This window comes from Sphingomonas sp. GW821-FHT04B01 (genome assembly GCF_059420425.1).
The window spans coordinates 71598-96922 of record NZ_JBWKTR010000007.1 but is presented as its reverse complement, the minus strand read 5'-3'; the positions used below and the strand labels follow the sequence as shown (position 1 = coordinate 96922).

The following is a 25325-nucleotide window of genomic DNA, read 5'->3' as shown; positions in this document are numbered from 1 at the left end:
CGGGGACCTGCGCATGCGATGAAGCTTGGAGCCGATAGGCGGGCTGGCTTACAGCGTGCTGACGGATGCTGCGGCGCGGGAGGATGTTTGCGGATTTTGCTGATCGAGGACGATGCGGCGCTGGCCGACGCGCTGACCGGTGCGCTGCGCCAGCGCGGCATGACGGTGGACCATGCCGCGAGCATCGAGGAGGCGGAGGCCTATCTGGCCGCGATCGACCATGCCGCGGTGCTGCTCGACCTCGGCCTGCCCGACGGTGACGGGCTGGCGCTGCTGCGGCGGATGCGTGCCGGCGGCAACGTCCGCCCGGTGCTGGCGCTGACCGCGCGCGGCAGCGTCGATGCGCGCATCCGCGGGCTCCACGGCGGCGCCGACGATTATATCGTCAAGCCGTTTGATCCCGACGAGCTGCACGCGCGCATCCTCGCGGTGCTGCGCCGGCAGGGCGGCTATCTGGGCGTGTCGCTGAGCTGCGCACGGCTGGTGTTCGACGTCGAGACGCGGGTGGCGCGGGTCGGTGAGACGTTGCTGCCGCTGTCGGCGCGCGAAACCGAATTGCTCGAGCTGCTGCTGCGCCGCGGCGGCAACGTCGTGCCCAAGCGGCTGGTCGAGGATCATCTGTTCGGCGCCGGCGGCGATCTCGGCTCGAACGCGGTCGAGGTCTATGTCCACCGGCTGCGCAAGCGGCTCGACGAGGCGGAGACCGGCGCGCGGATCGAGACAGTGCGCGGCGTCGGCTATCTGCTCCGCGCGGCGGCGTGAGGCTGTGCGCGCCGCGCTCGCTCGCCGGGCAGTTCGCGCTGCTCCACGGCGTCACCGCACTGATCGCCGCGGCGATGCTGCCGCTCGGTGCCTTGATGCTGCATCGTGTCGCGCATCATTACCAGCGCGACGTGCTGCGCCAGCAGGCCAAGGGGATCGCGACGCTGCTGCGCGACCATGATCCGGGCCAGGCGATCGAGGCGGCGGACATCCTCGCGGGCGGGCTGACGCTGACCGTGGTGAATGGCGGCCGGCACATCCTCGCGCAGCGTGGGCGGCCGCGGCCGGGGATCATCCGCGCGGTGCCGCTCGACGGGCAATTGCGGATCGTGCGGCGGGGCACGCTGGCGGCGGTGAGCCGGCCGGCGGGCGGGCGCTGGGTGGTGGTGGCGCAGGACGATGCCGCGCCGGAGGTGGTGGCGGACGATATCGTCGACGCCTTCCTCGCGCGGTTCGCGCTGCTGCTGCTGCCGCTGGTCGTGCTGCTGCCGCTGGTCGGGGTCGGCCTGACGCGGCGGCTGACGCGGCGGATGACCGCGGCGTCGGACATCGCCGCGGCGATCGGCCCGCAGACGCTCGACCGGCGACTGCCGCACGGCACGCTGCCGTGGGAGGTCGAGCCGCTCGCCGCGGCGACCAATGCCGCGCTCGACCGGCTCGAACAGGCGTTCGCCGCGCAGACCGCCTTCGCCGCCGACGTCGCGCACGAATTGCGCACGCCGCTGGCGACGATCCGGCTGCGCGCCGACGCGATCCCCGACGAGGCCATCCGCCGCACGCTGCTCGGCGAGGTCGATCGCGCGGCGCGAGTGATCGCGCAACTGCTCGTGCTCGCCGAGCTGGAACGGCCGATCGAGGGGGCGGGGGCGGCGATCGACCTGATTTCGGTGGCCGCCGACGTGGTCGCGGACCGCGCGCCGGCGATCATCGCGGGCGGGCGGCGGATTGCGCTCGACGATCGCGGCGCGCCGCTGCTGCCCGGCTATGCCGGGGCGATCGGCCTCGCGCTGGAAAATCTGATCGACAATGCCGCGCGGCACACGCCGCCGGGGACGCGGATCACTGTGCGGGTCGGGCCGGGGCCGGAGGTGAGCGTCGGCGACGACGGCCCGCCGATCGCCGCGGCGCATCTCGAACGGATGGCGACACGCTTCTGGCGGGCTGGCACCGCGCGCACCGAGGGTTTCGGACTCGGCCTGTCGATCGTCCAGCGCGTCGCGGCGGCGCATGGCGGGCGGCTGCACATCGGCGCCGGCGACGACGGCCGCGGGTTGCGCGCGACGATCCGCTTCAAGCGGACGGCGGGGGACGCCATCGCTCAGCCGTTCGCGGCTACCGCGGAGAGGCCCTGAACCAGCGCGTCGAAGACGGCGCGATAGCGTTCGCTGCGGCGCAGATCCTCGTGCATCACGATCCACATCGGCAGCGGCAGGTCGAGCGCGTCGGGCAGCAGGCGGACCAGCGCGGGATCCGTGCGGGCGATCGCGATTTGGCAGATGCCGATGCCGAAGCCGGCGCGGATCGCCGCCAGTTGCGCCGCCTCGCTGTCGACGCGCAGCGAGAAGGCGTCGCGGTCGATCCCCGGCAGATGGCGCATCGCGCTGCGGATGAACGGCGTCTCGGTGTCGAAGCCGATCAGGTCGTGGGCGCGCAGCTCGGCGACGCTCTCCGGCATGCCGCGACGGTCGAGATAGTCGCGATGCGCGTGGAAGCCGACGTGGAGCGCGCCGATCCGCCGCGCGACCAGCGCCTGCTGCGTCGGCTCGACCATGCGGACGGCAATATCGGCGCGCCGCTGCAGCAGATCGTCGACCTCGTTCGACAGCGCCAGCTCGACGATCAGCCCCGGATGGTCCCGGCGCAATGCGGTGAGGATCGGCGGCAGGTGCGCCACGCCGACCGAATGGCTGGCGCTGATCCGCACCACGCCGGCGACCGCATCGGGCTGGCCGGTCCCGGTCCGGCGCAGCGCCTCCGCCGCCACCGCCAGCGCCTCGGCATGCGGCCGCAGCGCAAGCGCGCGATCGGTCGGCGACAGGCCGCGCTGCGAGCGGACGAACAACGTACCGCCGACCGCCCGTTCGAGCGCATCGACGTGGCGGGCGATGCTCGGCTGGGTCATGCCGAGCGCCCGCGCCGCCGCGGAAAGCGAACCCTCGCGCAGCACCGCGGCGAAGCTGCGGTAGACGTCCCAACTCGGTTCGCTGTTCATGCATTTCCGTATAGCAGCTCACCGGCCTTCGACAATTCCCGTGGCGCCGGATCGCGGCCATTTCCGTCTTCGAACGATGATGGAGATGGTGATGACACAGCGGACGGCATTGATCCTCGGCGCGACCGGCGGGATCGGCGGCGCGGTGACGCAGCGGCTGCTGCACGACGGCTGGCAGGTGCGGGCGCTCGTCCGGCAGGGGGCGGCGCGGCTCGATCCGCGCTGCGTGCCGGTCGTCGGCGATGCGATGGACCCGGCGGCGGTCGAGGCCGCGGCGCGCGGCGCGGCGGTGATCGTCCATGCGGTCAACCCGCCGGGCTATCGCGACTGGCAGCGGCTGGTGCTGCCGATGATCGATGCGACGATCGGCGCAGCGCGGACCAGCGGCGCGCGCATCGTCCTGCCCGGCACGGTCTACAATTACGGCCCCGATGCCGGCGACCCGATCGACGAGGATGCCTTGCAGCGGCCGGCGACGCGCAAGGGCGCGATCCGAGTGGCGCTGGAGCGGCGGTTACAGGCGGCGGCGGAGCGCGGCGAGGCGCGGGTGCTGATCGTCCGCGCCGGCGATTATTTCGGGCCGGGCGCGGCGAACAGCTGGTTCGCGCAGGGGCTGATTGCGCCCGGCGTACGACCCAAAGTGATCCGCCAGCCGGGGCGGCGTGGTGTCGGCCACCAATGGGCGTATCTGCCCGATGTCGCCGAGACGATGGTGCGCCTGCTCGATCGGCCGGGATCGTCCGCCTTCGAACGCTTCCACATGGAGGGTCAATGGGATGGCGACGGCCGGCGGATGGTCGAAACGATCGCGCGCGTGCTCGGCGACCCCGACGTGCCGATCCGGCCGCTGCCGTGGTGGCTGCTGCGGCTCGCCGCTTTGGTCGCGACGACGCCGCGCGAGATGATGGAGATGCGCTATCTGTGGCAGCGGCCGGTGCGACTGGGCAATGCGCGGCTGGTCGCGGCGCTCGGCGCGGAGCCGCATACGCCGCTGGAGCGTGCGGTGCGGACGACGCTCGCCAGCCTCGGCTGCCTGTGAGCCGGGCGGTCGATCGCACCGTCGTGGCTTGACTTTGCCCGCGGGCCGCGGGGTTAGTCGTCGCCATGCGTGCCAAGAGCCTTTCCGATCTCGCCCGGTTGAGCGGCCTGTCGATCTCCACCATTTCGCGCGCGCTGTCGGGTCATTGGTCGGTCGCCGAGGGGACGCGGAACCGGGTACGCGATCTCGCCGAGGCGCATGGCTATCGCCCCAACGAGATGGCGCGGAACCTGCGCCTGCAGCGGACCAATGCGATCGGCATCGCCTGGCCGCTCGGCCATGCGGTCGGGCAGCATCTCACCGATCCGTTCTTCCTCAGCCTGCTGGGGCATGTCGCCGACGCGCTGGTGCTGCACGGCTATGACATCGTGCTCAGCCGGGTGCTGCCGGCGGGCGAGGACTGGCTCGACCGGCTGGTCGATTCGGGCAAGATCGACGGGCTGATCCTGATCGGCCAGTCGGATCAGGCCGAGACGATCGCGCGGGTGGCGCGGCGCTATCCGCCGCTGGTGGTGTGGGGCGCGGCGCTGCCGGACGCGGGCTATCCGACGGTCGGGTCCGACAATCGCGAAGGCGGACGGGTCGCGGCGCGCCATTTGCGCGGGCTCGGGCGGCACCGCTTCGCCTTCGTCGGCGATGCCGGCCTGCCCGAATTCGGCCAGCGGCTCGCCGGCTTTCGCGCGGAGCTGGCGGGAGCGGACGCCGCGATCGTGCCGGCGGCGGCGACGGTCGATGCCGCCGCCGCGGCGGTGGCCGCGTGGTGGCGCGGCGGCGGGCGCGCCGATGCGCTGTTCGCCGCGTCCGACGTGGCGGCGATCGGGGCGATGCAGGCGCTGGTCGCGGCGGGGGTCAAGGTACCGGAGGAGGTCGCGATCGTCGGCTATGACGACGTGGCGATGGCGGCGCACGTCACGCCCGGCCTGACGACGATCCGCCAGGATGTCGCCGAGGGCGCGCGGCGGCTGGTCGCGGCGCTGTTCGAGCGGCTCGCCGGACGGGCCGCGCCGTCGAGCCTGCTGCCCGCCACGCTGATTGTGCGCGGCTCGACCGTCTCAGGCGGCGGCGTGGCGGGCCCCGCGGACGGCTAGGGTCGCGATCGACGTTCGGGGTTCAGGCGAAAATACCTCCCCCGCCAGGGGGAGGTGGCGCGGCGAAGCCGTGACGGAGGGGGAGGTAAGCGATCACGTCGGTTTCGTGTCCTCTCCCTCCGTCAGGCCTTCGGCCTGCCACCTCCCCCTGGCGGGGGATGACTTCGATCGATTGTCGATCACGGCTAGGGTCGCGATCGCGGCGGCGATCATCAGCCCGCCGGCGAGCATGATGACGTGGCGCGGATCGCCGCCGAGCAGCGAGCGGTAGAGCAACGGCATCGTGACGCTCTCGATCATCATCGGCACGACGATGAACATATTGAAGATGCCCATATAGACGCCGTTGCGCTCGGCCGGGATGCTGTCGGTCAGCATGACATAGGGATTGCCCATCAGGCTCGCCCAGCCGAAGCCGATGCCGAGCATCGGCAGCAGCAACGTCCAGCGATCGGCGCAGAAGGGGATGGCGAGCATCGCGAGTCCGGCGAACGCGACGCAGGCGGCGTGGACGATCTTCGGCCCGGCACGGCGGGTGAAGGGGACGAGCGCGAAGGCGGCGACGAAGGCGACGAAATTGTAGAAGCCGCCGAGCAGGCCGACGTCGAGCGCCGCCTGGCGGAAGCCGGCGCTGGCGGGGTCGGCGGTGTGGTAGAGCGAGGCGGCGAGGCCGTGCGCGATGAACTGCCAATAAGCGAACATCGCATACCATTGGCAGAACATCGCGATCCCCAGCCGGCGCATCGCCAGCGGCATCTCGCGGATCGCCACCGCGATATCGGCGAGCGCGGTCGCCGCCGACAGCGGCCGGCGCCGCATCGCCGCCACCGCCGCGGGATCGAGCGGCAGTTCGGGCACCCGCCATACCGACCAGAGGATCGTGCCGAGCGACAGCGCCGCGCCGATCAGGAAGGCGATGCGGGTGATGTCGGGAATGCCGTTGGCGTCGACGGCGTCGCGGCTCATGCCGAGCGCGACGAGCAGCGATGGCGACAGATAGGCGAGCGTCTGCGCCAGACCGGTGAATGCGCTCTGCATCAGGAAGCCCAGCGGCCGCTGCCGCGCGTCGAGCCGGTCGCCGACATAGGCGCGATAGGGCTCCATCGTGACGTTGTTGGCGGCATCGAGGATCCACAACAGGCTCGCCGCCATCCACAGCGTCCGGCTGTAGGGCATCGCCAGCAGTCCCAGCGAACACAGGATGGCGCCGATCAGAAAATAGGGCGTGCGCCGCCCCCAGCGACTCACCGTGCGGTCGGACAGCGCGCCGACGATCGGCTGGACGAGCAGCCCGGTCACCGGCCCGGCGAGCCAGAGCAGCGGCAGCGTCGCCTCGTCGGCGCCGAGATAGCCGTAGATCGGCCCCATATTGGCCTGTTGCAGTCCGAAGCTGAATTGCAGGCCAAAAAAGCCGAGGTTCATCTGGACGATGTGCCAGACGCCGAGCCGCCCTGCCGTCGTGCCGCCTGTCCTGTCGTGCATCGTCGCCTCTCCCCCCGGGGCCGCCGTCATATCCGCTCCGCTTGACGATCACAATCGATTGTGAAAGGCGGCGCGGACCATCGGGGCAGGCAGGCCGCAGCGGGTGATACCGGCGGCACGGGAGGACGGACATGCACGGTTCACCAGTGGCGGGCGACGGCCCGGCGGATCGCGGCGCGGCGCTGATCGCCTTGCTCGATCCCTTGTATCGCGATCATCCGCAATGGGCCGTCGAGCAGGCCCGGCTGCGCGCGGTGCTCGATGCCGCCGCCGAGGCGCGCGCCTATGATCTGCGCACGCTCGATGGCGACCGTGCGGCGGATCCGCGCTGGTTCGGCGCGTCCGACATGATCGGCTACAGCTTCTACGTCGATCGCTTCGCGCGCAATCTGGCGGGGCTGCAAATGCGGCTGGGCTGGCTTAACCGGCTGGGCGTGCGGCTGCTCCACCCGCTGCCGATGACGCTGCCGCAATCGGGCGACAGCGACGGCGGCTTCGCGGTCGCCGATTATCGCGCGATCGATCCGCGGCTCGGCAGCGTCGACGACGTGCGTGCGATCGCCCGCGACCTGCACGAGCGCGGCATGGCGCTAGCGATGGACTGCGTGCTCAACCATTGCGCGCGCGATCACGCCTGGGCGCAGGCGGCGCTCGCCGGCGATGCAAACAAGCGCAGTTATTTCCGGATCGTGGCGCAGGCCGAGGAGGTCGCGGCGTGGGAGGCGGGGCTGGACGAAGTCTTCCCCGATACCGCGCCGGGCAATTTCACGTACGAGCCGGCGCTCGACGGCTGGGTGTGGACGACCTTCTATCCGTTTCAATGGGATCTCGACTGGTCGAACCCGGCGGTGTTCCGCGAGATGCTCGACGTATTGCTGTTCTGGGCGAACGTCGGCGTCGACGTGTTCCGGCTCGACAGCGCGCCCTATCTCTGGAAGCGGCAGGGCACGGCGTCGCGCAACCTGCCCGAGACGCACCGTCTGGTCGCCGCGCTGCGCGCCGGGCTCGACGCGGTGGCGCCCGGCGTCGCGCTGCTCGCCGAGGCGATCGAACAGACCCGCGAGGTGCTGCCCTATCTGGAGCCGGCGGACGGCAGCCGCGCCTGCCAGATCGCCTATCACAACGGCGCGATGGCGGCATTGTGGACTGCGCTGGCGACCGGGGATGCGGCGCCGTTGGTCACCGTGCTCGACCGGACGCGGCTGGCGCGGCCGGATACCGCGTGGCTGACCTATCTGCGCTGCCACGACGACATCATCTGGACGGCGCTGCGCGGGATCGTGCCGGAGGCGGTGCTGCGCGACTGCTCGGCCTTCTTCGCCGGGGAGGGCAGCTACGCGCAGGGCCGCTCGTTCCAGGCGCGCGCCGATGCGCCGGTCGCGACGGTCGGCATGCTGGCGTCACTGCTCGGCGGCGAGGGGCCGGCGACGCTGGCGCGCTATCGGCTGATGCTGGGGGTGCTGCTGGCGCTGCCGGGGATGCCGATGCTCTACATGGGCGACGAGATCGGCCTGCCCAATGACGACGAGGGCGCGGCGGCGCTCGACGCGCGCTGGTTGCACCGGCCGGCGATGGACTGGACCCGGGCCGAGGCGGCGGCCGGCGACGCCGGTCCGGGGGCGCCGTTCCTCCGCATCACCCGCGCTTTGCTCGCGGCGCGCGCTGGGAGCCCCGCCTTCGCCGCTGCGGCACCGGCGCGGGCCGAGATGACGGCGGATGGCGTGCTGGTGATCGACCGCGGCGAGGTCGTGGTGCTCGCCAATTTCCACGACACCGTGCGGCCGATCGATCGCGGCGGCGACCGCACCGACATGCTGACCGGCGCGCCTGCGGGCGAGACGATCCCGGGCTACGGCCTGCTCTGGCTGGCGCGCGACTGAGCGCCGGTCACAGCATCTCGAGCGGCACCGGCCGGGTCGGGCGTGGGAAGAGCTGGTCGAGATGGGCGAGGTCTTCGCGGGTGAGTGTCAGGTCGGCGGCGGCGCGGTTGGCCTCGACATGGGCGAGCGTGGCCGCCTTGGGGATGGCGATGACGTCGTCGCGGGCCAGCAGCCAGGCGAGCGCGAGCTGCGCCGCCGTCACATCCCTCTCCGCCGCCAGCGTGCGCAGGCCGGGATGGGCGGCGAGGCGGCCCTGTTCGACCGGGCTATAGGCCATGACGGGGATCGCGCGCTGCGCCAGCCAGGGCAGCAGGTCATGTTCGGGGCCGCGGCGGGTGAGATTGTAGAGGATCTGGTCGGTGGCGCAGGCGGTGCCGCCCGCGGCGATCAGTTCGTCCATATCATCGGTATCGAGGTTGCTGACGCCCCAGCGCAGGATCTTGCCCTCCACGACCAGCCGCTCCATCGCCGCGACCGTCTCGGCGAGGGGCACGCCGCCACGCCAGTGGAGCAGATAGAGGTCGAGCCGGTCGGTGCCGAGCCGGCGCAGGCTCGCCTCGCATGCCTGCGGCAGCCGGTCGCGCGAGGCGTTCTGCGGATAGGCCTTGCTGACCAGGAACACCGCATCGCGGCGGCCGGCGATCGCCTCGCCGACCAGCCGTTCGGATTCGCCGTCGGCGTACATCTCGGCGGTGTCGATCAGCGTCAGGCCGAGGTCGATACCGGCGCGCAGCGCGGCGATCTCGTCGGCGCGACGCGCGGGGTCCTCGGCCATCATCCAGCTGCCCTGGCCGAGCGCGGGAACGTGGGTGCCGTCGGGCAAGGCGATGGTCTTCATGGCGGTTCGAACGCCCGAGCGTCGATTTGGATCGACGGGGTCAGAAGCGCAACGAGGTTTCGACACCGATCTCGCGGGGCCGGCCGGGGGTGAAGCGATCGATGCCGAAGCCGCCGAAGAAGCCGGTGCGCGCCTGCTGCGTCACCGTGTCGAAGAGGTTGGTGCCCCACAGGCCGATCCGCCACGGCCCGTCGGCACGCGGGGCGAAATCGAGCCGGAAGCCGACCAAGGCATAGGCCGGCAGGCGGCAGACATAGTCCGCGCCCGACTGGCAGGCGGGCTTGGCGCCGACGCCGCGCACGTCGACGCTCGGCGTCACCGTGCCGCCGTCGGCGAGGTGCAGGTCGTACGCGACCGCGGCGCTGTAGGTATATTTGGGCGCGGAACTGACCGGCGTGTCGAGCGTCAGCGTCACCGCATTGGGGCGGATGCTGTCGTAGCCCTGCGTCAGATAGGCGGCGTTGCCGCGCAGCGTCAGGTCCGCCACCGGGCGCAACACCACCTCCGCCTCGAATCCCGCTTCGTGTGCGGAGGCGGCGCTCTGCACCTGCCGGGTCGAGACGTTGCCGATCAGCACGTTCACGCCTGCCTGGATATCGGTGTATTTCTGGTAGAAGCCGGACAAATTGACGACAGCGCGCCGCGCGAGCAGGTCGAGCTTGATCCCGGCCTCGTACGACCACAATTTCTCGGGATCGTAGGAGGAGGGGAAGCGGCCGTCGCTCGACGGGCCGCCGATCTGCTGGTTGAAGCCGCCGGCGTTATAGCCGTGTGCCGCGGTGAGATAGGTGAACACGGTGTTCGACCAGCGATAGGACAGCTGGAGCTTGGGATCGAAGCCGTCCCAATGATTCCGGCCGCTGGCGGTGAACGGCGCACCGCCGCAATTGGCGATGCCGCCGAGAAAGTCGCCGGTGAAATAGCCGCACGACGTCGGCACGCCATTGTAGAGGAACGTGTTGCTGCGGCCGGCGAAGAAGACGTAGCTCGATCCGGTCTTGCGGTCGTAAGTGTAGCGCGCGCCGAGCGTCAGTTCGAGCTTCGGCGTGACCTTGTACGACGCCTGTGCGAAGCCGGCGTAGCTGCGGTAGGTGAGCGCGGCATCGTAGACGTAGCCGAGCGGATCGATCCAGTCGGGGCCGGTGTCCTGCAGGAAGCGGGTCTTCTGCTGGAAGTAGAAGGCGCCGGCGAGGAAGGTGAGGCGGTCGTCGGCGACGGTGCCGCCGATCGTCACCTCCTGCGTGAACTGGCTGGTGCGAGTGTCGTCATATTCGGCGTAGATGTCGTCGGGGGCGTTGTTGACCGGCGTGTAGAAACGCGCGCGCGAGCGGCGATAGGCGGTGACGCTGTGCAGCGCGATGCCGCCGCCGAGATCGTAGCCGAGGCGGCCGTTGAGCGTCGTCGCCGTCGTGCGGTTGAACGGGCCGAGGCCGCGATAGCGGCCGGCGCCGTCGGCGTCGCCGCCGCGGGCGAGGTCGGTGACCGCGGCGCTGGTCGGGGCGAGCAGCGTCGCGCCGCCATAGACGGTGTCGCTGCGCCCGAGCACGGGATAAGCGGTGCAATAGGGCACGCGATGCAGCGCATCGTAATTCTGGATATAGTCCGCGCCAGGCAGGCAGGCGAGCGGGATGGTTGCGCCACCGTCGGTCGAGGAGCGGTTGTACTCGCCGAGCACATCGACCGTGAGCGGGCCGCCCTTGTCGAGGCGCAGCTGCAGCCGGCCCGACTGGTTGTTGACGTTGCCGCTGCGCCCGTCGTCGAGGACGTGCCTGATGAAGCCGCGGACGCTCTGCGTGCGGAAGCTGGCGCGGGCGTAGATACCGTCCGCCAGCGGCAGGTTGAGCGCGCCCTCCGTGTCGATGCGGCGCAGGCTGCCGGCGCGAACCTGCGCATAGCCTTCGAATCGGTCGGTCGGACGCTGCGTGGTCAGCAGCACCGCGCCCGCAGTGGTGTTCTTGCCGAACAGCGTGCCCTGCGGCCCCTTGAGCACCTGCAACGACGCGATGTCGTAGAAATAGAGGTCGTTGCCCTCCTGCCGGCTGACGTACATCTCGTCGACGTAGAAGCCGGCCTTAGTGTCGGAATTGACCTGGTTGAAGGTCTGGCCGATGCCGCGGACGGTGAAGCTCGTCCCTCCCGACAGCAGCGGCACCAGTTCAAGGTTGGAGACCGCGCCGCGCAGGTCCTGAAAGCTGCGGACGTTCTGCTGGAGCAGGTCGCTGCCGGACAGGACGGTGGCGGAAACCGGCGTGGTGGCGAGGCTTTCCGTGCGGCGGCGGGCGGTGACGGTGATCTCGGCGATCTCCGACGGTGCGGGGCTCGCGGCCGCATCCGGCTGGGGCGCGACCGACTGTGCCGCCGCGGGGGCCGCGACGATGCCGGCGGCGAGCGCGACCACGCACAGGACGTGCGGCGCCGATGATCGAAATACTGCCATGATTCCCCCGTCGCGGACATGTCGCCCGTCATTCCCGTCCGCTGGTCGCGGCCGATGCGATCATTCCTACCGGCGGGATCGGAATGGCAGACAGAGGAATTGTTGGCCGCGGCATCGCTCGGCTTGGGCGGCGATGCCACCGGCCGATTGCCGCATCGTCGACCAGCGTCCGCTTCGCATCATGGTGATCGCGCGGTAAGGACGCGGTACGTCCGCCAGCAGGAGGCTCTTCTCGATGACCCGTCCGTTCCGCCTCGTCGATGTGTTCGGTACCGGTGCCTTCACCGGTAATCCGCTCGCCGTGATCGCCGACGCCGATGGCCTGTCGGGCGAGGAGATGCAGGCGATCGCCGCCTGGCTGAACTTCTCCGAGACGACCTTTCTGCTGGCGCCGGGCGATCCGGCCGCGGATTATCGCGTCCGCATCTTCACCATGGCGCACGAACTGCCGTTCGCCGGCCATCCGACGCTGGGCAGCGCGCATGCGTGGCTGGAAGCGGGCGGCCGGCCGAAGACGGACGGGACGATCGTACAGGAATGCGGCGTCGGGCTCGTCGCGATCCGTCGCGGCGCGGATCGGCTGGCATTCGCGGCGCCGCCGCTGGTGCGCGGCGGCACGCCAAGCGAGGCGGAGATCGACGCGGTGGCGGCGATCCTGCGCCTCGACCGCGCCGCGATCGTCGATGCCGCCTGGGTCGACAACGGGCCGGGCTGGATCGCGGTGATGCTCGACTCCGCGGAAGCGGTGCTGGCGGTGGAGCCGGTGCGCCATCATCCCAGCCATGTCGACATCGGCATCGTCGGGCCGCACCCCGCCGGCGGCGAAGCGGCGTTCGAGGTGCGCGCGATCTTCAGCGACGCGCATGGCGGTTTGATCGAGGACCCGGTGACCGGCAGCCTCAACGCCTCGGTCGGCCAATGGCTGTTCGCGAGCGGCCGGGCCAGCGGCGGCTATGTCGCCGCGCAGGGCACGCGGCTGGGGCGGACCGGGCGCGTCCACGTCACGCAGGACGGGGCGGGGCAGGTCTGGGTCGCCGGCGAGACCCGCACGCTGTTCGTGGGCGAAAGCGGCGCGTGACGGAAGCCGGCGCGGACGGTCCGCGCCGGCCCCATGTCGCCTAGAAGTGGACGTTCGCGCCGAAGCGGAAGGTCCGGCCGACCGCGCCGATCTGCGTATAGGTCGGGTTGTAGTTGGTCGCGGCGTAATTGCCCGCGTTGAGCGGCGCCTTGGCGTCGAGCAGGTTGATGACGTTGAAATAGAAGTTGAACTTGTCGTTGACCTTGACGCTGCCGGTCAGGTCGACGTCGATGAAGCGGCGGACGTGGCAGTTGAAGTTCGGATCGCTGCCGCCATAGGTGCTGCCGCCGTTGCAATCGGTGGTGCCGAACTGGTCGAAGGCGACCGCCTTGTAGCCGGCCACGTAATAAGCGGTGCCGGTGAGCGTATAGGCGCCATATTCGACGCTGTTCTGCCAATTGCCGCGCCATTGCGGCGTGCCCGCGCCCGACGAGGTGATATAGGGCGCCTGCGTGCCGACGAAGTCGCTGTAGGGCTGGTCGGCGCTCGGCTTGAACAGATAGTGGAGGATGTAGGTCGCCTCCGCGCGGCTGGTGACGTGCAGGTCGTCGCTCGGATGGAGCTGGACCAGCGCCGACACGTCGATCCCCGAGGTCTTGAGCGCCGCGGCATTGGCGAAGGGCGAGTTGACGAACAGCGCGCGTTGCGGCGCGTTGGGGAAGGCCGGATCGATCGCGTCCGGCGTCACCGAATAGCCGTTGGGCAATTGGGTGCCGGCATAATAAGCCGCGAGCGCCTGGTTCGACAGCGGACCGCCCGAGATCACGTCGGTCTTCTTGATGTTGTAGTAATCGGCGGTGAAGCTCAGCCAGCGCAGCGGCTGGACGACGACGCCGCCGGTGAAGCTGCGCGACAGTTCGGGCTTGATGTTGGGATTGCCGACGGTGTTGAAGCCGATCGAGTAGCTCTGGTTGTAGGCGCTGCCGCCCGAACAGGTGCCGTCGGCGGCGACGGTGCCGCCATGCTGCGCCTGGATCGAACAGGGCGCCTTGGCGGTGGTGAAGCCGATCACCGAGCCCGACGTCTCGGCGAAGCTCGGCGCGCGGAAGCCCTTAGAGAAGGTGCCGCGGATCGCGAGCTGGCGGAACGGCGTGAACTTGGCGCCGATCTTTGGCGAGAAGCGGTTGTAGCCCTCTTCGTAATGATCGAACCGGCCCGAACCGTTGATCTCGAGGCTGGTCAGCACCGGCGCGTTGACCTCGAAATAGCCCGATTCCACCGTGCGGCTGCCGACGGCGGTATATTGGTTGAGCCCGATCGTGGTGAGGTTCGGGTTCTGGTTGGGATCGTTCTGCGCCTCGTAGCGGAACGAGCCGCCGACGCCGAGCTGCAGCGGACCGCCGGGCAGCGCGAACAGGTCCTTGGTCAGCACCGCCTGGATCATGTCGAGGTCGCTGGTCGCCTGCGTCCGCACCGCCGGCGACAGCGCGCTGCGCACCGCCGCGCTGTTCTGCGTCGGGTCGACGAAATTGTAGCTGCCGGTGTTGATCGCGTTGGTCAGCGCGGTGAGGTTGAGATAGCCATTCTGGGTGATGTCGAGCCACGAATGCGCGACCGTCGCCGACACGGAATAGCCCCAGCCGTCGCCGAACCGGCCGTCGATCCCCGCCGCGCCGCGCAGCACGTGGTTCTTGTAATCCGACGAGCCCGGTATGTCGCCGAAGCGGTAATAGATCGACGCCGGCTGGCCGGTGGCGGCGAAGGGGTTGTTGGGGTTGAGCTGGCCGTTGCTCAGCAGCACCGGCAGGACGATGTTCTGCGTGTTGATCGGATTGTACGAGCGAATGTTGGCGGCGGTGCTCGACGCCTTCACCTCGTTCTGGAAATAGGAGGCCATGATATAGGCCTGGGTCTGGTCGTTGACCTGCGCCGTCGCATGGACGGTGACGCCGAAGCGGGTCTGTTCGGGCTGGATCTGGCCATAATCGGCGACGAGATTCTGCTGGCAGCCGTTGCCGGCGGTGCCGCTGATCGGCGTCGTCGAGCTGGTGCAGCCATTGGGGTTGAGCACCTGGAACGGTCCGGTCGCCAGTCCCGATCCGGACAGGACGTTGCCCGGCGTCAGCTGCGTCGTCGGCGCGACCACCGCGCTGGTCGTCGTGCCGGGGACCGCGGACCCGGCATTGTTGTTGTCGCCGCCGATCCCGCTCAGATCGGCGGTGTTGAGCGGAAAGCCGCGGTTGCGCGCCCAGATCGGGTCGTCATGCTGATATTCGCCGCTGATGTAGAGGTTGAACCCCTTGTCCTTGAGATGGCCGGTGCCGAGCGTCAGCGTCGCGCGCTGCTCACCGCCGTCGCCGCGCTGCGACACGCCGCCCTCGACGGTGCCGTAGACCCCGGTGATCTCCTTCTTCATGATGATGTTGACGACGCCGCCGATCGCGTCGGCGCCATAGCTGGACGAGGCGCCGTCCTTGAGCACCTCGACCCGGTCGACGATCGCGTCGGGAATGGTGTTGAGGTCGACGAACGAACGCTGGCCGTCGTCGGACAGCGGATAATTGGCGGTGCGCAGCCCGTCGATCACGGTCAGCGTCGAATTGACCGTCAGCCCGCGCAACGAGACGCCCGACGAGCCCGCGCCGAAGCCCGAGGAGAAAGCAGTCGGGATCGAGCCGCTGCTGTCCGCCGAGATCGAGCGGATCGCGTCGGAGACGGTGGTGATGCCCGCCTTGGCGAGCGAGTCCGCGGTCAGCGTGGTGACCGGCGAGGGCGTCTCGGTATCGGTGCGGCGGAACAGCGATCCGGTGACGATGATGTCCGCGCCGGTGGCGGGGGTCGCCTGTGCGGACGGTTGCGCCGTTTGGTCGGGCGCGGCCGCCGCGGGGGCGGCGGTGTCCTGTGCATTGGCGTCCTGTGCGGCGGCCGGGCTGGCCGTGATCGCCATGCCGATCATCGCGGCGGGCAGCAGCACGGGCAGGGCCGCGCCGCGCATCAGGGACGTCCGGATCGGGGAAACTCGGGTCAAGGCTAGATACTCCACCTGACATCCGCGGGACCGGCGACACGGCCCATTGTCGTGTCGCTGTGCGGAAGCAGCACTCGCTGTCGGGCGAGTTAGGAGGGTGCCGAGCCCGGTGTAAACGACCGGAACGAGCGTAGTTGCGGAAGCAGATACGGTGTTGCCCGGCTGCTACGGATAATGACGGTTGCATCATTATCCGATACGGACATTATGGCTATCCCTTGTGCTAAGTCACGAAGGCGAAAGGAAAACTAATTGGGCATGCTGCTGTAAGCAAATTGTCAGCAAAAAACTGTCATCGAGCTGTCATGTTGCTGGCGAGCGCTGTTGCCCAAGCTTGGCCCGCCGACGCCGATCGAGTGGCACATCGGCAGGCTGCGCTGTATCGGGTAACTTGAGGCGGTCCGAACGACCCACGTCCGGTCCATTCGCGGCCGCTTTTCGGCTGCCCACCCCATGCCATTCATTCACTTTCGCAATGCAGGAGGTGATTAGCCTTGGTCCTGCCCGCTGCCCCGCCCGCTTTCCCAAAAAGGATGTGGCTGGTGGAAAGGACAATGGATCAGGCGCTGGATCGAGGCGGTCACCTCGAGCCAGCGAGGCGGGCGATCGCCTGTGATCGGAGAGCTACTGGACATCCGCCGAAGCTAATGGCAATGTTACGTTGTAACGTAACCCACTAAGAGACAGACATGGCAAGCGATACTCTGCAAGACACCCGCCTGCCGGTGACGGTGCTGTCCGGTTTCCTCGGGGCTGGGAAGACGACCCTGCTCAACCACATCCTGGTGAACCGCGAGGGGCGGCGGGTGGCGCTGATCGTCAACGACATGTCGGAGGTGAATATCGACGCCGACCTGGTGCGCGGTGGAGAGGCGGCACTGTCGCGGTCGGAGGAAGCGCTGGTCGAGATGACCAATGGCTGCATCTGCTGCACGCTGCGCGACGACCTGCTGGCGGAGGTGCGCACGCTCGCCGAGGCAGGACGGTTCGACTATCTGGTGATCGAGAGCACCGGCATCTCCGAGCCGCTGCCCGTCGCCACCACCTTCTCGTTCCGCGACGAGGACGGCGTGTCGCTGGGCGATGTCGCGCGGCTCGACACGATGGTGACGGTGGTCGATGCGGTGAACCTGCTCGCCGATTATTCCAGCCAGGACTTCCTCGCCGATCGCGGCGAAAGCATGGGCCAGGACGATACGCGCAGCCTGGTTGGCCTGCTGGTCGAGCAGATCGAATTCGCCGACGTGGTGATCGTCAACAAGGCCTCGTCGGTGTCGGCCGAGCAGCTCGGGGTGGTCAAGAAACTGGTCGCCAGCCTCAATGCCGATGCGGTGATCGTCGCGGCCGACCATTCCCGCATCGATCTCGATCTCGTCCTCGCCACCGGGCTGTTCGACGAGGGGAAGGCGTCGCGCCATCCGCTCTGGGCCAAGGAGCTGTACGGCTATGCCCATCACCAGCCCGAGACCGAGGAATATGGCATCGAGAGCTTCGTCTACCGCACACGCGCGCCGTTCGATCCGGCGAAGTTCCATGCCTTCCTGACCGATGGTGGCCTAGATCACGTCGTGCGCGCCAAGGGGCATTTCTGGCTGGCGACGCGCCCCGACTGGGTCGGCGAGCTGGCGGTGGCGGGCAGCCAGACCGAAACTGCGCGCATGGGTCGCTGGTGGGCGTCGATCCCCAAACACCAATGGCCCGACGATGGCCGGTTCGAGGAGTTCGTCGCCAGGCATTGGGACATGAGCTGGGGCGATCGGCGGCAGGAGCTGGTGTTCATCGGCATCGGCATGGACGAGGCAAGGATTCGCACGCGACTCGACGCCTGCCTCGTGCCCGCCGCCGCCTTCACCCCGACGCTGTGGTCCGGCTTGCGCGATCCGTTCCCGGGCTGGGGCAAGCGCCAGCCGGAGGCGGCAGAATGACGCTCGCCATGCCTGATGACATCGTGGTGCTCGGCCATGAGCGCTCTTCGCTCGATGCGATTGCGCGGCCCGATGCCGCTTTGGCCATCTGGTGGCGGTCGCTGCCGGACGCGCTGCGCGCCGCACTGGCATTTCTCGACCTAGACATGGTCGATGATGTGTCGCTCGACCTCGCCGCCGGAGAGGCGATCGATGGCGCACTTGCTGACGCGGGCTATGCCGATCCGGTCGCGACGCTGCTCGCCGAAGACATCGGACTGCTGGTGCGGCGCCATGCCGCGCTGATCGGCAAGGATCGGTTGCGGCTGCGACTGGAAGTCGTCGAAACCGATGCCTGCCGCCGCTTCCACGCCGACTTCGTGACGCTGCGGCTGCTGTGCACCTATATCGGGCCCGGCACCCAGTGGTGCCGCGCCGATGCCGCCGATGCCGTCTGCGAGGTGTCGACCGGCGCGGTGAGTGTGTTCAAGGGGCGATTGCTGCTCGACCCGCCCACCATTCTCCATCGCTCGCCACCAATCAGCGCGACTGGCGAACGTCGTCTCGTGCTGGCGATCGATCCGCTGCCCGGCCCGCCCATCGCTTAACGGGCAAACGCCGGCCTGATGTCGGTCGTCGCGCCTTGGCGGTTCGGTGACGAACCTATTCATCGTAGGACGAGATTTCGATCAGATTGCCGTCCGGGTCTCGCACGTAGACCGAATGGATAGGGCCTCTGGCGCCTTGCTTGACGACCGGTCCCAGTTCGATCTTCACCGCGTTTTCGGAAAGATGCGCCGCCACTCGTTCCGACGGCATATCGGTTAGAAAGCAGATATCCTGGCTGCCGACGCAAGGCTGCTTGCCAGTGAACCAACTGTCCTGCGTCGCGTCAATGGGGCGAAGATTGATTTTGCTATGGCCGAAAGCGACGCTGGTGCGGCCTTCACCGGCGTCCGACCGGGTCTCGTACCTGGCCATCCCGAGGATGCGGACATACCAGTTCGCGGACACCTCGATGTCGCGAACGTTGAAGACGATGTGATCGACGGCGGTAATCTTCAGCATCGCGAGCATCGTCCCGTCCTGGTCCCGGACGGTCTGTCATAATTGGCGCGGGATCGACGCGCTATCCCGGGCGGCCATCGGTTTCGATATTTCCATGCCGACGGGTTCGTAATGGCAAGAACGATGCCCGCACGTGTTCATCTCGGCGGGTACGAACCGGGTGCAGATAGTAGGTCTGCACCGGATGGCCGGGTCATTCCTCGCGCAGACGATCTGATGCGAAGTCTGAAACACCGAACCTCGCGGGAAACGGTCGCTTGCGCGTTGGTGTCACGACTGGACGGTTGTGACACCAATAAGGACATATTCATGCAGCTGAGGCGGGCTCACATCACCGGAGACGGCTGCCTCCCGCCAGCGGACGTGACATCCATAAACCGTGGGGCGCGGGCGAAGTCTGCGGTGCCGAACGGTCGATCGCGGAAGAGATAGCCATAGTAGAAGGTGCGCAGACGACCATGAAACTCGCGGATGCGGTCTTGGTAAGCCAGCTGCGCATCGAGGTCCGTGCGCGCAAGGCGGGTCAGCAGCGCCTGCACCCCGACTGACGGCAGCACCCACCCGAACGCGCGTCCTGCCGCGTCGCGCGCCTCTAGGCCGGCTCGGTACGCGCGCACGCGTCCGGCCACGCTTTCGTCGCCGTTCTGGTGGAAAGCGAGGTACCATTTGTAGTGGAACTCGGGTCCGAGCGGGGGTGAATCCGCCCATTCGGGATGATGCGCATAAAAGCGCCGCATGGTGTCGTCACGCGGGATATCCCAGGCTCGGTTGACCGCCTCGCGTTGCGCCAGCGCGATCTCCGCACCTTGATTGACCGGTATGGCCTGGTTGATCGCGACATTGGCAAGGGTCGGCACCACCAACACCAGCACCAGCCACGACGCTGCGAGCGTCGCGGCATTTGCGACCGAACTCCAGCGCAGCCGTCCGACCAGCGCGGCGAGGCCGGTCCAAAAGAGCAAATAGGCGATGATCGAGAGCAACACGATCAGGATGGTATCAAAACCGACACCCTCGATAGTAGCTGCGGCCACGAACGGTACCGCCGGGGCGGCCCAGAGCAGCATGAGACGTAGCCATGTACGCCTACGCCACAACGCTCGCCCGCCGTTTGGCAGCGCCTCCAGCATCCGCGCGCGGCCTGCCTCGCGCTCGGCGGAGACCAGGTCGTGGAAGAGCGCGATCACGAACAGGGGCGCAAGAAACACCAGCACGAACGCGAAGTCGAACCGGCCGGGCAGTGCGAGTTCAGGGTTGAAGGTATCGCCATCGTAAACCTGCGCCTCCAGCCCCAGGGCACGCACCCGCAGGATGTACGGAGACACATCACGCATGCCCAGCGCAGCGAAGGCTAGCGGGGAAGGAGCGTCCCAGGTCGGATGAAAGCTGTAATAGGCGGCCGAGCCGGAGTCTTTCTCCTTATCCACCCAGGCGGCGATCGGGCCGATGTCCTGGGCCTGCGCGGCGGGAATGGCGGCGATCGCGGCGCGCTGACGCGCCACCTCCGCCATTCCCGCGACAAGTGCGGCGACGGTCAGTGCTGCGAGCAGTACGAGAGCGATGACGGTCAGCCGTTGCCGGAGGAGCAGACGGAGTTCATGGGCGAACAGGCTCATCGACGGGCTCCCAGCTGGCGGGTAGCGAGCATGAGCAGCGTCGCGGCGACAGCCAGCCAACCGAGCACGATTACGAGCCCCGGCACCGCGCCCCTCGCGAGCGTGGCGCCGTCAGGTGCCGCAAAGACGAACGCAGGCATGGCCTGCCAGTTGCCCGCGTCGATCCGCTTGCGGCGGTCGGCGCCGGCGTCCTTTGCAGTGTCGTCGGCATAGCTGACCGCGTCTGCCTGAAGTCGGTTCAGTCGCTGGACGAGCGCATAGCGATACGCCTCCGCCTGCTCGAGAAAGCGACGGTGGCCGGCGAAATCGGTGCCGGCCGCCGCCATCGAGAGTGAGCGGATTGCGATGGCAGGGCTGAGCATCCCGGCGGCCTCGACCAGCGCGTTCTGGCTTTCTTGCGCGGCGTAGCTCTGCCCGGCGTAGCGTTCGAACAGACCGGAGCTCAGCCGCTCGCCTTCCAGGCCCAGCAAGCCCTTGTAGTTCACCGGCAGGTCCTCGACCCGGCTTACGCCATAGCGCGCGAGCACTTGCGCCTTGAACGCGGCGAAATGCGGGTCGTCAGGGTTATGGCTGTCGCCCATCGCTCGCAGGTCCCGCGCAATTGCCACGTCGGTCTGGAGACGATTCTGGAGCGGCACGACCGCGCTCGCGACATCAGGGGCAACGCGCGGCAACAGCACCACGGCGACCGCCCACAGCGCCACCAGCGCAAGCAACGCATCGCGACTGCGCCGGACCACCGCGGAGACGAGCAGGATCGCGACGACCCATAGCGTGAGCCATGCAAGATAGCCGAGTGCGATGACCAGCATCGGCAAGGCCAGCGCACCCGGCTGTCCCGCGATCAACACGAAACCGATCATCGCCGGCAAGCCGGCCAGCAAGGCCACCGTGCCGAGTGCGAGCAGCTTGCCGCGCACGACCTGCCCGCGAGAGACGCCTTGCAACATCAGCAGGCGGAGCGTGCCGCGCTCCGTTTCCCGTGCGAGCCCGCCATAGCCAAGAAAGATCAAGAGCAGTGGCGCGACCACTTGCAGCACGAAGGCGGGGGTGAGCTGGCCGAAGCGCACCAGAAGCGAGCTTTGCCGCACGTCCCCGAAGTTGGCGGTATTCTGGCGATGCCCCTCCAGGAACATGCTGTTGCCCGTGAAGGCGTCGACACCGGGATCAAAGGCGGCGAGGGCACCCAGCGGACGGAAGATGAAATGGCCGTAATGTACCATGCGGTGCGGATGGCGGTCAGGCTGGGCGTCGAACGCCTGCTCGGCAACTGCCGCATGACGGGCGCGAAGCTCGGCAATGCCGCGCTGGTGCGACCAACTGCTCAGCACCGCGACCAAGGTCAGCAGCACCAGCAGTATAAGGGCGATGACCGCAACCCGGTTGCGCGCCATCAGGCGCAGCTCGTCGCGGGCGATCAGGCGGGCGGCGCTCATGCCGCAATCGCCGCGGTGCCGGTTTGGAAGCGCGCGTGAAGCGCACGCACGTCGAAGCGCTCCGGACCGCTTGCCGCAATGTCGTCCACCACCCGACCGCCCTCAAGGAACGCGATCCGATCCGCGACGTCAGCCGCGGACAGCAGGTCGTGAGTCACCATCAGGACCGCCGTGCCACGATCACGAACCGCCGTGACCAGCGCGTTGAAGTCGGCGGTGGCGCGAGGGTCGAGGCCGGACGTCGGTTCGTCGAGCAGCAGAACCGGCACCTGCCGAAGGAGTGCGACCGCGATCGCCACCTTCTGCCGCATACCCTTGGAGAAACCACCAAGCCGCTGGTCCCAGGCGCGCTCCTGGAGGCCGGCTGCGGCAAGGGCGTCTGTGATAGCGGCACGTGCCTGCCGCTCGCTTGAAAGGGCTAGCAGATAGTCCGCGTTTTCGACCGCACTCAGATGCTCGTAGAGTGCTACATTCTCGGGCAGATAGGCGATCTGCCGGCGCGCACCGTCCGGGTCCACAGCGGGATCGATCCCGCACACCGAAACCTCGCCGCCGCCTGTTTTTGCGAAACCGAGCAGCACGGAAAGGGTCGTGGACTTTCCTGCGCCGTTCCCACCCAGCAGCGCAGTGACGCTGCCGCTCCTGATGGAGAGTGACAGACCGTCGAGGACGCGGTGATCGCCGTAAAACAATGTCACGTCGTGGAGGCGGATGGGTTCGGCTCGATCAGTCATGCCCCTAACTTGCCAACCTTCATGATACAGTGCAACATATCATTGATAGAAACCATCGGTTGCGGACATGCAGCCTTAGGGTTCGGAAGGGGAATACAAGTGACACGCACGGTTCCGCGGCTCGCCGCGACCGCAATGATCGCGGCGCTTACGGCCGCACCGGCGATGGCGCAGACGACGCCGGCGGAGACGGCCGATACAGAGCCGACCGAGCCAACCGAGCCAACCGATACGACGGAGAACGAAATAATCGTGACCGGCAGCCGCTTCGGCGGGCGCACCGCGACCGGTTCCGCAACACCGGTGGACGCGATCAGCCGTGAGCAGCTTCAGCAGAGCGGGCGCGTCGACCTGATCCAGCAGCTCAAGGTCGAGGTGCCAAGCTTCAACACGCCGCGTCCGCTCGGGTCAGGGGTCGGCGATTATCTGCAACCACCATCGCTGCGCGGCTTGGGTCCAGGTGAGGTGCTCGTGCTGGTGAACGGGAAGCGACGGCACACCTCGTCCGATCTGAACGCCTCGAACGGGGTCGGTCGCGGCGACGTGTCGGTCGATTTCAACGCGATTCCCTCCTTTGCGCTCGACCGCGCGGAGGTGCTTCGCGACGGTGCGTCGGCGCAATACGGCTCCGATGCGATCTCGGGCGTTATCAATCTCATCCTCGACCGGTCGGTGGGCACGCGCGCGCAGGTCACGGGCGGCATCACCACGGCAGGCGACGGCGCCTATGGTGAGGCGAGCGTTTCGTCGGGTATTCGCGTCGGAGACGGCGGCGCCTTTCGGCTGACCGCGTCGATCCAGAAGGCCGAAGGCACAAACCGCTCCCGCCCCGACACCCGCCAGCAGTATTTCGGTACCAATGCGGCCGGTCGGCCGGTTGCGATCTCCGGCAACTACGGCTCCGGCACTGGGCTGACGCCCGGCAACGGCACGCTCGATCCGCGCGAAGCGACGATCGACCGCAACGTGTTCCGGTTCGGCGACCAGCCGAGCACCAACAAACAGGTGTTCGTCAACTTCGTCACGACAGCCGCACCGAACGTCGAGGTGTACAGCTTCGGCGGCTACAGCCGCCTCGGCGGGGATATCGAGTATTTCTTCCGCCGCGCCGGGCAGAACGAAACGCTGCGCGCGTTCGACCCTGATGGATATCGGCCGGTGCTGGACTCTCAGTTAGAGAATTTTTCGGTGGCGGCCGGCATTCGCGGCACCGAGCTTGCCGGGTTCGGGTGGGACCTGTCGAGCAGTTACGGCGTCAATACGCAGGACCTTTTCTACGACAACAGCGTCAACGTGACGCTGGGCACGGCTTCGCCGCGCCGCTTTTACCGGCTCGGTTCAGATTTCTATCAGTGGACCAGTAACCTGGATCTGACCCGCGCCATTCCGCTGGGCGACGACGCTCCGCTCAACGTCGCCGTGGGAACAGAATATCGCGAGGAGACCTATCGCCTCTTCTCGGGCGACATCGACGGTTTCCGTGACGGCGGAGTGCGCATCATCGATGGGCCTGCGGCAGGCGCAGTAGGACCGATCGGCGCCCAACCCGGACCAAGCGCCGGCCCTGACGATCGTGCCAGCATCGGGCGACGAAGCTGGGCAGTTTATGGCGAACTCGAGAAAACCCTATTCAACCGGCTGCTCCTCGAAGGCGCGGTGCGATATGAAAGCTATTCGGATTTCGGCGACACCACCAACTACAAGGTCGCTGGCCGGCTGGCGCTGTTCGGCGGCCTTGCGATGCGCGGCTCCTATAACACGGCGTTCCGCGCGCCCGCGCTGGCGCAGCAAGGCTATAACGCCTCGAACACCCTGATCCTGAACGGTGCACAGGCGATTGTGCGGGTCGCGGCCGTGAACAGCCCTGCCGCCCGTCTGGTCGGTGCGACCGATCTCCGGCCCGAGCGGTCGGACAACTTTTCAGCAGGGCTGGTGTTCGAGGGCCGCGGGATAACCGCGACTTTGGACGCTTATCAGATCAAGCTCCGCGATCGCATCGCGATTTCCTCGACCTTCCAGGACACGCGCCTGACCAACTTTCTTGTCAGTCGCGGCGCCGGCAACTTCAGCGCGATTTCGTACATCACCAACGCGGTCGACACCGACACCAAGGGCATCGATCTCGTGGTCAACGCGCGCCACCGCTTCGACGATGGCAGCCTGTTCACCGGCACGTTGGCGGGAAATCATACCAAGACAGAGTTCGACCGGATCGCCGGTACGCCTGCGCCGCTCGCCGCGCTCGGGATCACGACGCCGTTGTTCGACCTGACGCAACAGCTGCGATTCTCAGACAGTCTGCCGCGCACCAAGGTGACGCTGGATCTTAACTACACGCGAGGGCTGGTGACGCTATCGCTCATGAACACCCGCTACGGCGAAGTGGCGACGGTGGCGCTGACGAACGTGACGATTACGCGTGCTGACATTCTGACGCCGGGCTATCAGACGAGGCGGGTCGCGGCAGCGGCCAATCCGGCCAACGTCGACATCATTCAGGAATTCGGGGCCAAGGTGCTGACCGATGTGGAACTGTCGTGGCAGGCGACGCGTGCGTTGCGCCTAAGTGCCGGCGCGCAGAACCTGTTCGATGTCTACCCGGACGAGAACATCGCCTCGACGGTCGCGAGCGTCACAGCCGGTACGAACGGCGCCGACAATGCGGGTACGCAACCGTATAACGCGATCTCGCCGTTCGGCTTCAATGGCCGAACCGTCTTCGTGCGAGCAGGCGTAAGCTTCTAGGATTCATCGGCCCATACGGTGGTGGAAGCAGGACGGAA

The 25325-nt window shown here is 68.1% G+C and carries 18 protein-coding genes; 9 read left to right on the top strand and 9 right to left on the bottom strand.

Annotated features, from left to right (window positions below):
- Positions 1-87: 87 nt before the first annotated feature.
- On the top strand, positions 88-762 hold the full coding sequence (locus AC07UH_RS15875) for a response regulator (RefSeq protein ID WP_038658449.1): 675 nt from the start codon (positions 88-90) through the stop codon (positions 760-762).
- Entirely contained in the window at positions 759-2114 is a 1356-nt protein-coding gene (locus AC07UH_RS15870) for a sensor histidine kinase (protein WP_495181018.1), read from the top strand. The genes AC07UH_RS15875 and AC07UH_RS15870 overlap by 4 nt, the downstream gene beginning before the upstream one ends.
- On the opposite strand, the gene AC07UH_RS15865 is transcribed toward AC07UH_RS15870, so the two are convergent.
- On the bottom strand, positions 2081-2974 hold the full coding sequence (locus tag AC07UH_RS15865) for a LysR family transcriptional regulator (RefSeq protein WP_495181017.1): 894 nt from the start codon (positions 2972-2974) through the stop codon (positions 2081-2083). The two genes, AC07UH_RS15870 and AC07UH_RS15865, sit on opposite strands and share 34 nt — an antisense overlap.
- Positions 2975-3065: 91 nt before the next feature.
- Here AC07UH_RS15865 and AC07UH_RS15860 point away from each other — a divergent pair, with 91 nt between their 5' ends.
- Both AC07UH_RS15860 and AC07UH_RS15855 read left to right on the top strand, forming a co-directional pair.
- A complete protein-coding gene (locus tag AC07UH_RS15860; protein ID WP_495181016.1) occupies positions 3066-4013 on the top strand; it encodes an NAD-dependent epimerase/dehydratase family protein in 948 nt (315 codons plus the stop codon).
- Positions 4014-4078: 65 nt separating this feature from the next.
- The gene (locus tag AC07UH_RS15855) at positions 4079-5101 is read left to right on the top strand and encodes a LacI family DNA-binding transcriptional regulator (protein ID WP_495181015.1); all 1023 of its coding nucleotides are present in this window, start codon (positions 4079-4081) and stop codon (positions 5099-5101) included.
- Positions 5102-5194: 93 nt separating this feature from the next.
- Here AC07UH_RS15855 and AC07UH_RS15850 read toward each other — a convergent pair whose 3' ends face one another.
- The gene (locus AC07UH_RS15850; protein ID WP_495181014.1) at positions 5195-6583 is read right to left on the bottom strand and encodes an MFS transporter; all 1389 of its coding nucleotides are present in this window, start codon (positions 6581-6583) and stop codon (positions 5195-5197) included.
- 131 nt (positions 6584-6714) lie between these two features.
- Between AC07UH_RS15850 and AC07UH_RS15845 the strand changes: the two genes are divergently transcribed.
- Complete coding sequence (locus AC07UH_RS15845) at positions 6715-8463, top strand: alpha-amylase family glycosyl hydrolase (RefSeq protein WP_495181013.1); 1749 nt, start codon at positions 6715-6717, stop codon at positions 8461-8463.
- Between the two features lie 7 nt (positions 8464-8470).
- On the opposite strand, the gene AC07UH_RS15840 is transcribed toward AC07UH_RS15845, so the two are convergent.
- Both AC07UH_RS15840 and AC07UH_RS15835 read right to left on the bottom strand, forming a co-directional pair.
- Positions 8471-9301, bottom strand: a complete 831-nt coding sequence (locus AC07UH_RS15840; RefSeq protein ID WP_495181012.1) for an aldo/keto reductase — start codon at positions 9299-9301, stop codon at positions 8471-8473.
- Positions 9302-9341: 40 nt separating this feature from the next.
- On the bottom strand, positions 9342-11738 hold the full coding sequence (locus AC07UH_RS15835) for a TonB-dependent receptor (protein WP_495181011.1): 2397 nt from the start codon (positions 11736-11738) through the stop codon (positions 9342-9344).
- Positions 11739-11973: 235 nt separating this feature from the next.
- On the opposite strand from AC07UH_RS15835, the gene AC07UH_RS15830 reads away from it, so the two are divergent.
- Complete coding sequence (locus tag AC07UH_RS15830; RefSeq protein ID WP_495181010.1) at positions 11974-12816, top strand: PhzF family phenazine biosynthesis protein; 843 nt, start codon at positions 11974-11976, stop codon at positions 12814-12816.
- Positions 12817-12856: 40 nt separating this feature from the next.
- On the opposite strand, the gene AC07UH_RS15825 is transcribed toward AC07UH_RS15830, so the two are convergent.
- Positions 12857-15751, bottom strand: coding sequence for a TonB-dependent receptor domain-containing protein (locus tag AC07UH_RS15825; RefSeq protein ID WP_495181009.1), 2895 nt, complete (start codon positions 15749-15751; stop codon positions 12857-12859).
- Positions 15752-16473: 722 nt separating this feature from the next.
- Here AC07UH_RS15825 and AC07UH_RS15820 point away from each other — a divergent pair.
- Positions 16474-17709, top strand: a complete 1236-nt coding sequence (locus tag AC07UH_RS15820; RefSeq protein WP_495181008.1) for a GTP-binding protein — start codon at positions 16474-16476, stop codon at positions 17707-17709.
- A complete protein-coding gene (locus AC07UH_RS15815) occupies positions 17706-18296 on the top strand; it encodes a DUF1826 domain-containing protein (protein ID WP_495181007.1) in 591 nt (196 codons plus the stop codon). Before AC07UH_RS15820 ends, AC07UH_RS15815 begins: the two co-directional genes overlap by 4 nt.
- 55 nt (positions 18297-18351) lie before the next feature.
- Here the strand turns inward: AC07UH_RS15815 and AC07UH_RS15810 are convergent, their stop codons facing one another.
- From AC07UH_RS15810 to AC07UH_RS15795, 4 genes are all read right to left on the bottom strand, one after another.
- Complete coding sequence (locus AC07UH_RS15810) at positions 18352-18765, bottom strand: VOC family protein (protein WP_495181006.1); 414 nt, start codon at positions 18763-18765, stop codon at positions 18352-18354.
- Between the two features lie 317 nt (positions 18766-19082).
- Positions 19083-20372, bottom strand: coding sequence for a DUF3526 domain-containing protein (locus AC07UH_RS15805; protein WP_495181005.1), 1290 nt, complete (start codon positions 20370-20372; stop codon positions 19083-19085).
- Positions 20369-21808: an ABC transporter permease gene (locus AC07UH_RS15800; RefSeq protein ID WP_495181004.1), complete on the bottom strand. Its 1440-nt coding sequence runs from the start codon at positions 21806-21808 to the stop codon at positions 20369-20371. Before AC07UH_RS15800 ends, AC07UH_RS15805 begins: the two co-directional genes overlap by 4 nt.
- On the bottom strand, positions 21805-22542 hold the full coding sequence (locus AC07UH_RS15795) for an ABC transporter ATP-binding protein (RefSeq protein WP_495181003.1): 738 nt from the start codon (positions 22540-22542) through the stop codon (positions 21805-21807). The genes AC07UH_RS15800 and AC07UH_RS15795 overlap by 4 nt, the downstream gene beginning before the upstream one ends.
- Before the next feature lie 99 nt (positions 22543-22641).
- On the opposite strand from AC07UH_RS15795, the gene AC07UH_RS15790 reads away from it, so the two are divergent.
- A complete protein-coding gene (locus tag AC07UH_RS15790; RefSeq protein ID WP_495181002.1) occupies positions 22642-25287 on the top strand; it encodes a TonB-dependent receptor plug domain-containing protein in 2646 nt (881 codons plus the stop codon).
- Positions 25288-25325: the final 38 nt, after the last annotated feature.

Coding starts and splice junctions, on each gene's coding strand:
- AC07UH_RS15825 (WP_495181009.1), bottom strand. CDS start 15,751: ATGCGCGGCGCGGCCCTGCCCGTGCTGCTGCCCGCCGCGATGATCGGC.
- AC07UH_RS15820 (WP_495181008.1), top strand. CDS start 16,474: ATGGCAAGCGATACTCTGCAAGACACCCGCCTGCCGGTGACGGTGCTG.
- AC07UH_RS15855 (WP_495181015.1), top strand. CDS start 4,079: ATGCGTGCCAAGAGCCTTTCCGATCTCGCCCGGTTGAGCGGCCTGTCG.
- AC07UH_RS15800 (WP_495181004.1), bottom strand. CDS start 21,808: ATGAGCGCCGCCCGCCTGATCGCCCGCGACGAGCTGCGCCTGATGGCG.
- AC07UH_RS15850 (WP_495181014.1), bottom strand. CDS start 6,583: ATGCACGACAGGACAGGCGGCACGACGGCAGGGCGGCTCGGCGTCTGG.
- AC07UH_RS15860 (WP_495181016.1), top strand. CDS start 3,066: ATGACACAGCGGACGGCATTGATCCTCGGCGCGACCGGCGGGATCGGC.
- AC07UH_RS15845 (WP_495181013.1), top strand. CDS start 6,715: ATGCACGGTTCACCAGTGGCGGGCGACGGCCCGGCGGATCGCGGCGCG.
- AC07UH_RS15805 (WP_495181005.1), bottom strand. CDS start 20,372: ATGAGCCTGTTCGCCCATGAACTCCGTCTGCTCCTCCGGCAACGGCTG.
- AC07UH_RS15835 (WP_495181011.1), bottom strand. CDS start 11,738: ATGGCAGTATTTCGATCATCGGCGCCGCACGTCCTGTGCGTGGTCGCG.
- AC07UH_RS15865 (WP_495181017.1), bottom strand. CDS start 2,974: ATGAACAGCGAACCGAGTTGGGACGTCTACCGCAGCTTCGCCGCGGTG.
- AC07UH_RS15795 (WP_495181003.1), bottom strand. CDS start 22,542: ATGACTGATCGAGCCGAACCCATCCGCCTCCACGACGTGACATTGTTT.
- AC07UH_RS15810 (WP_495181006.1), bottom strand. CDS start 18,765: ATGCTCGCGATGCTGAAGATTACCGCCGTCGATCACATCGTCTTCAAC.
- AC07UH_RS15840 (WP_495181012.1), bottom strand. CDS start 9,301: ATGAAGACCATCGCCTTGCCCGACGGCACCCACGTTCCCGCGCTCGGC.
- AC07UH_RS15830 (WP_495181010.1), top strand. CDS start 11,974: ATGACCCGTCCGTTCCGCCTCGTCGATGTGTTCGGTACCGGTGCCTTC.
- AC07UH_RS15815 (WP_495181007.1), top strand. CDS start 17,706: ATGACGCTCGCCATGCCTGATGACATCGTGGTGCTCGGCCATGAGCGC.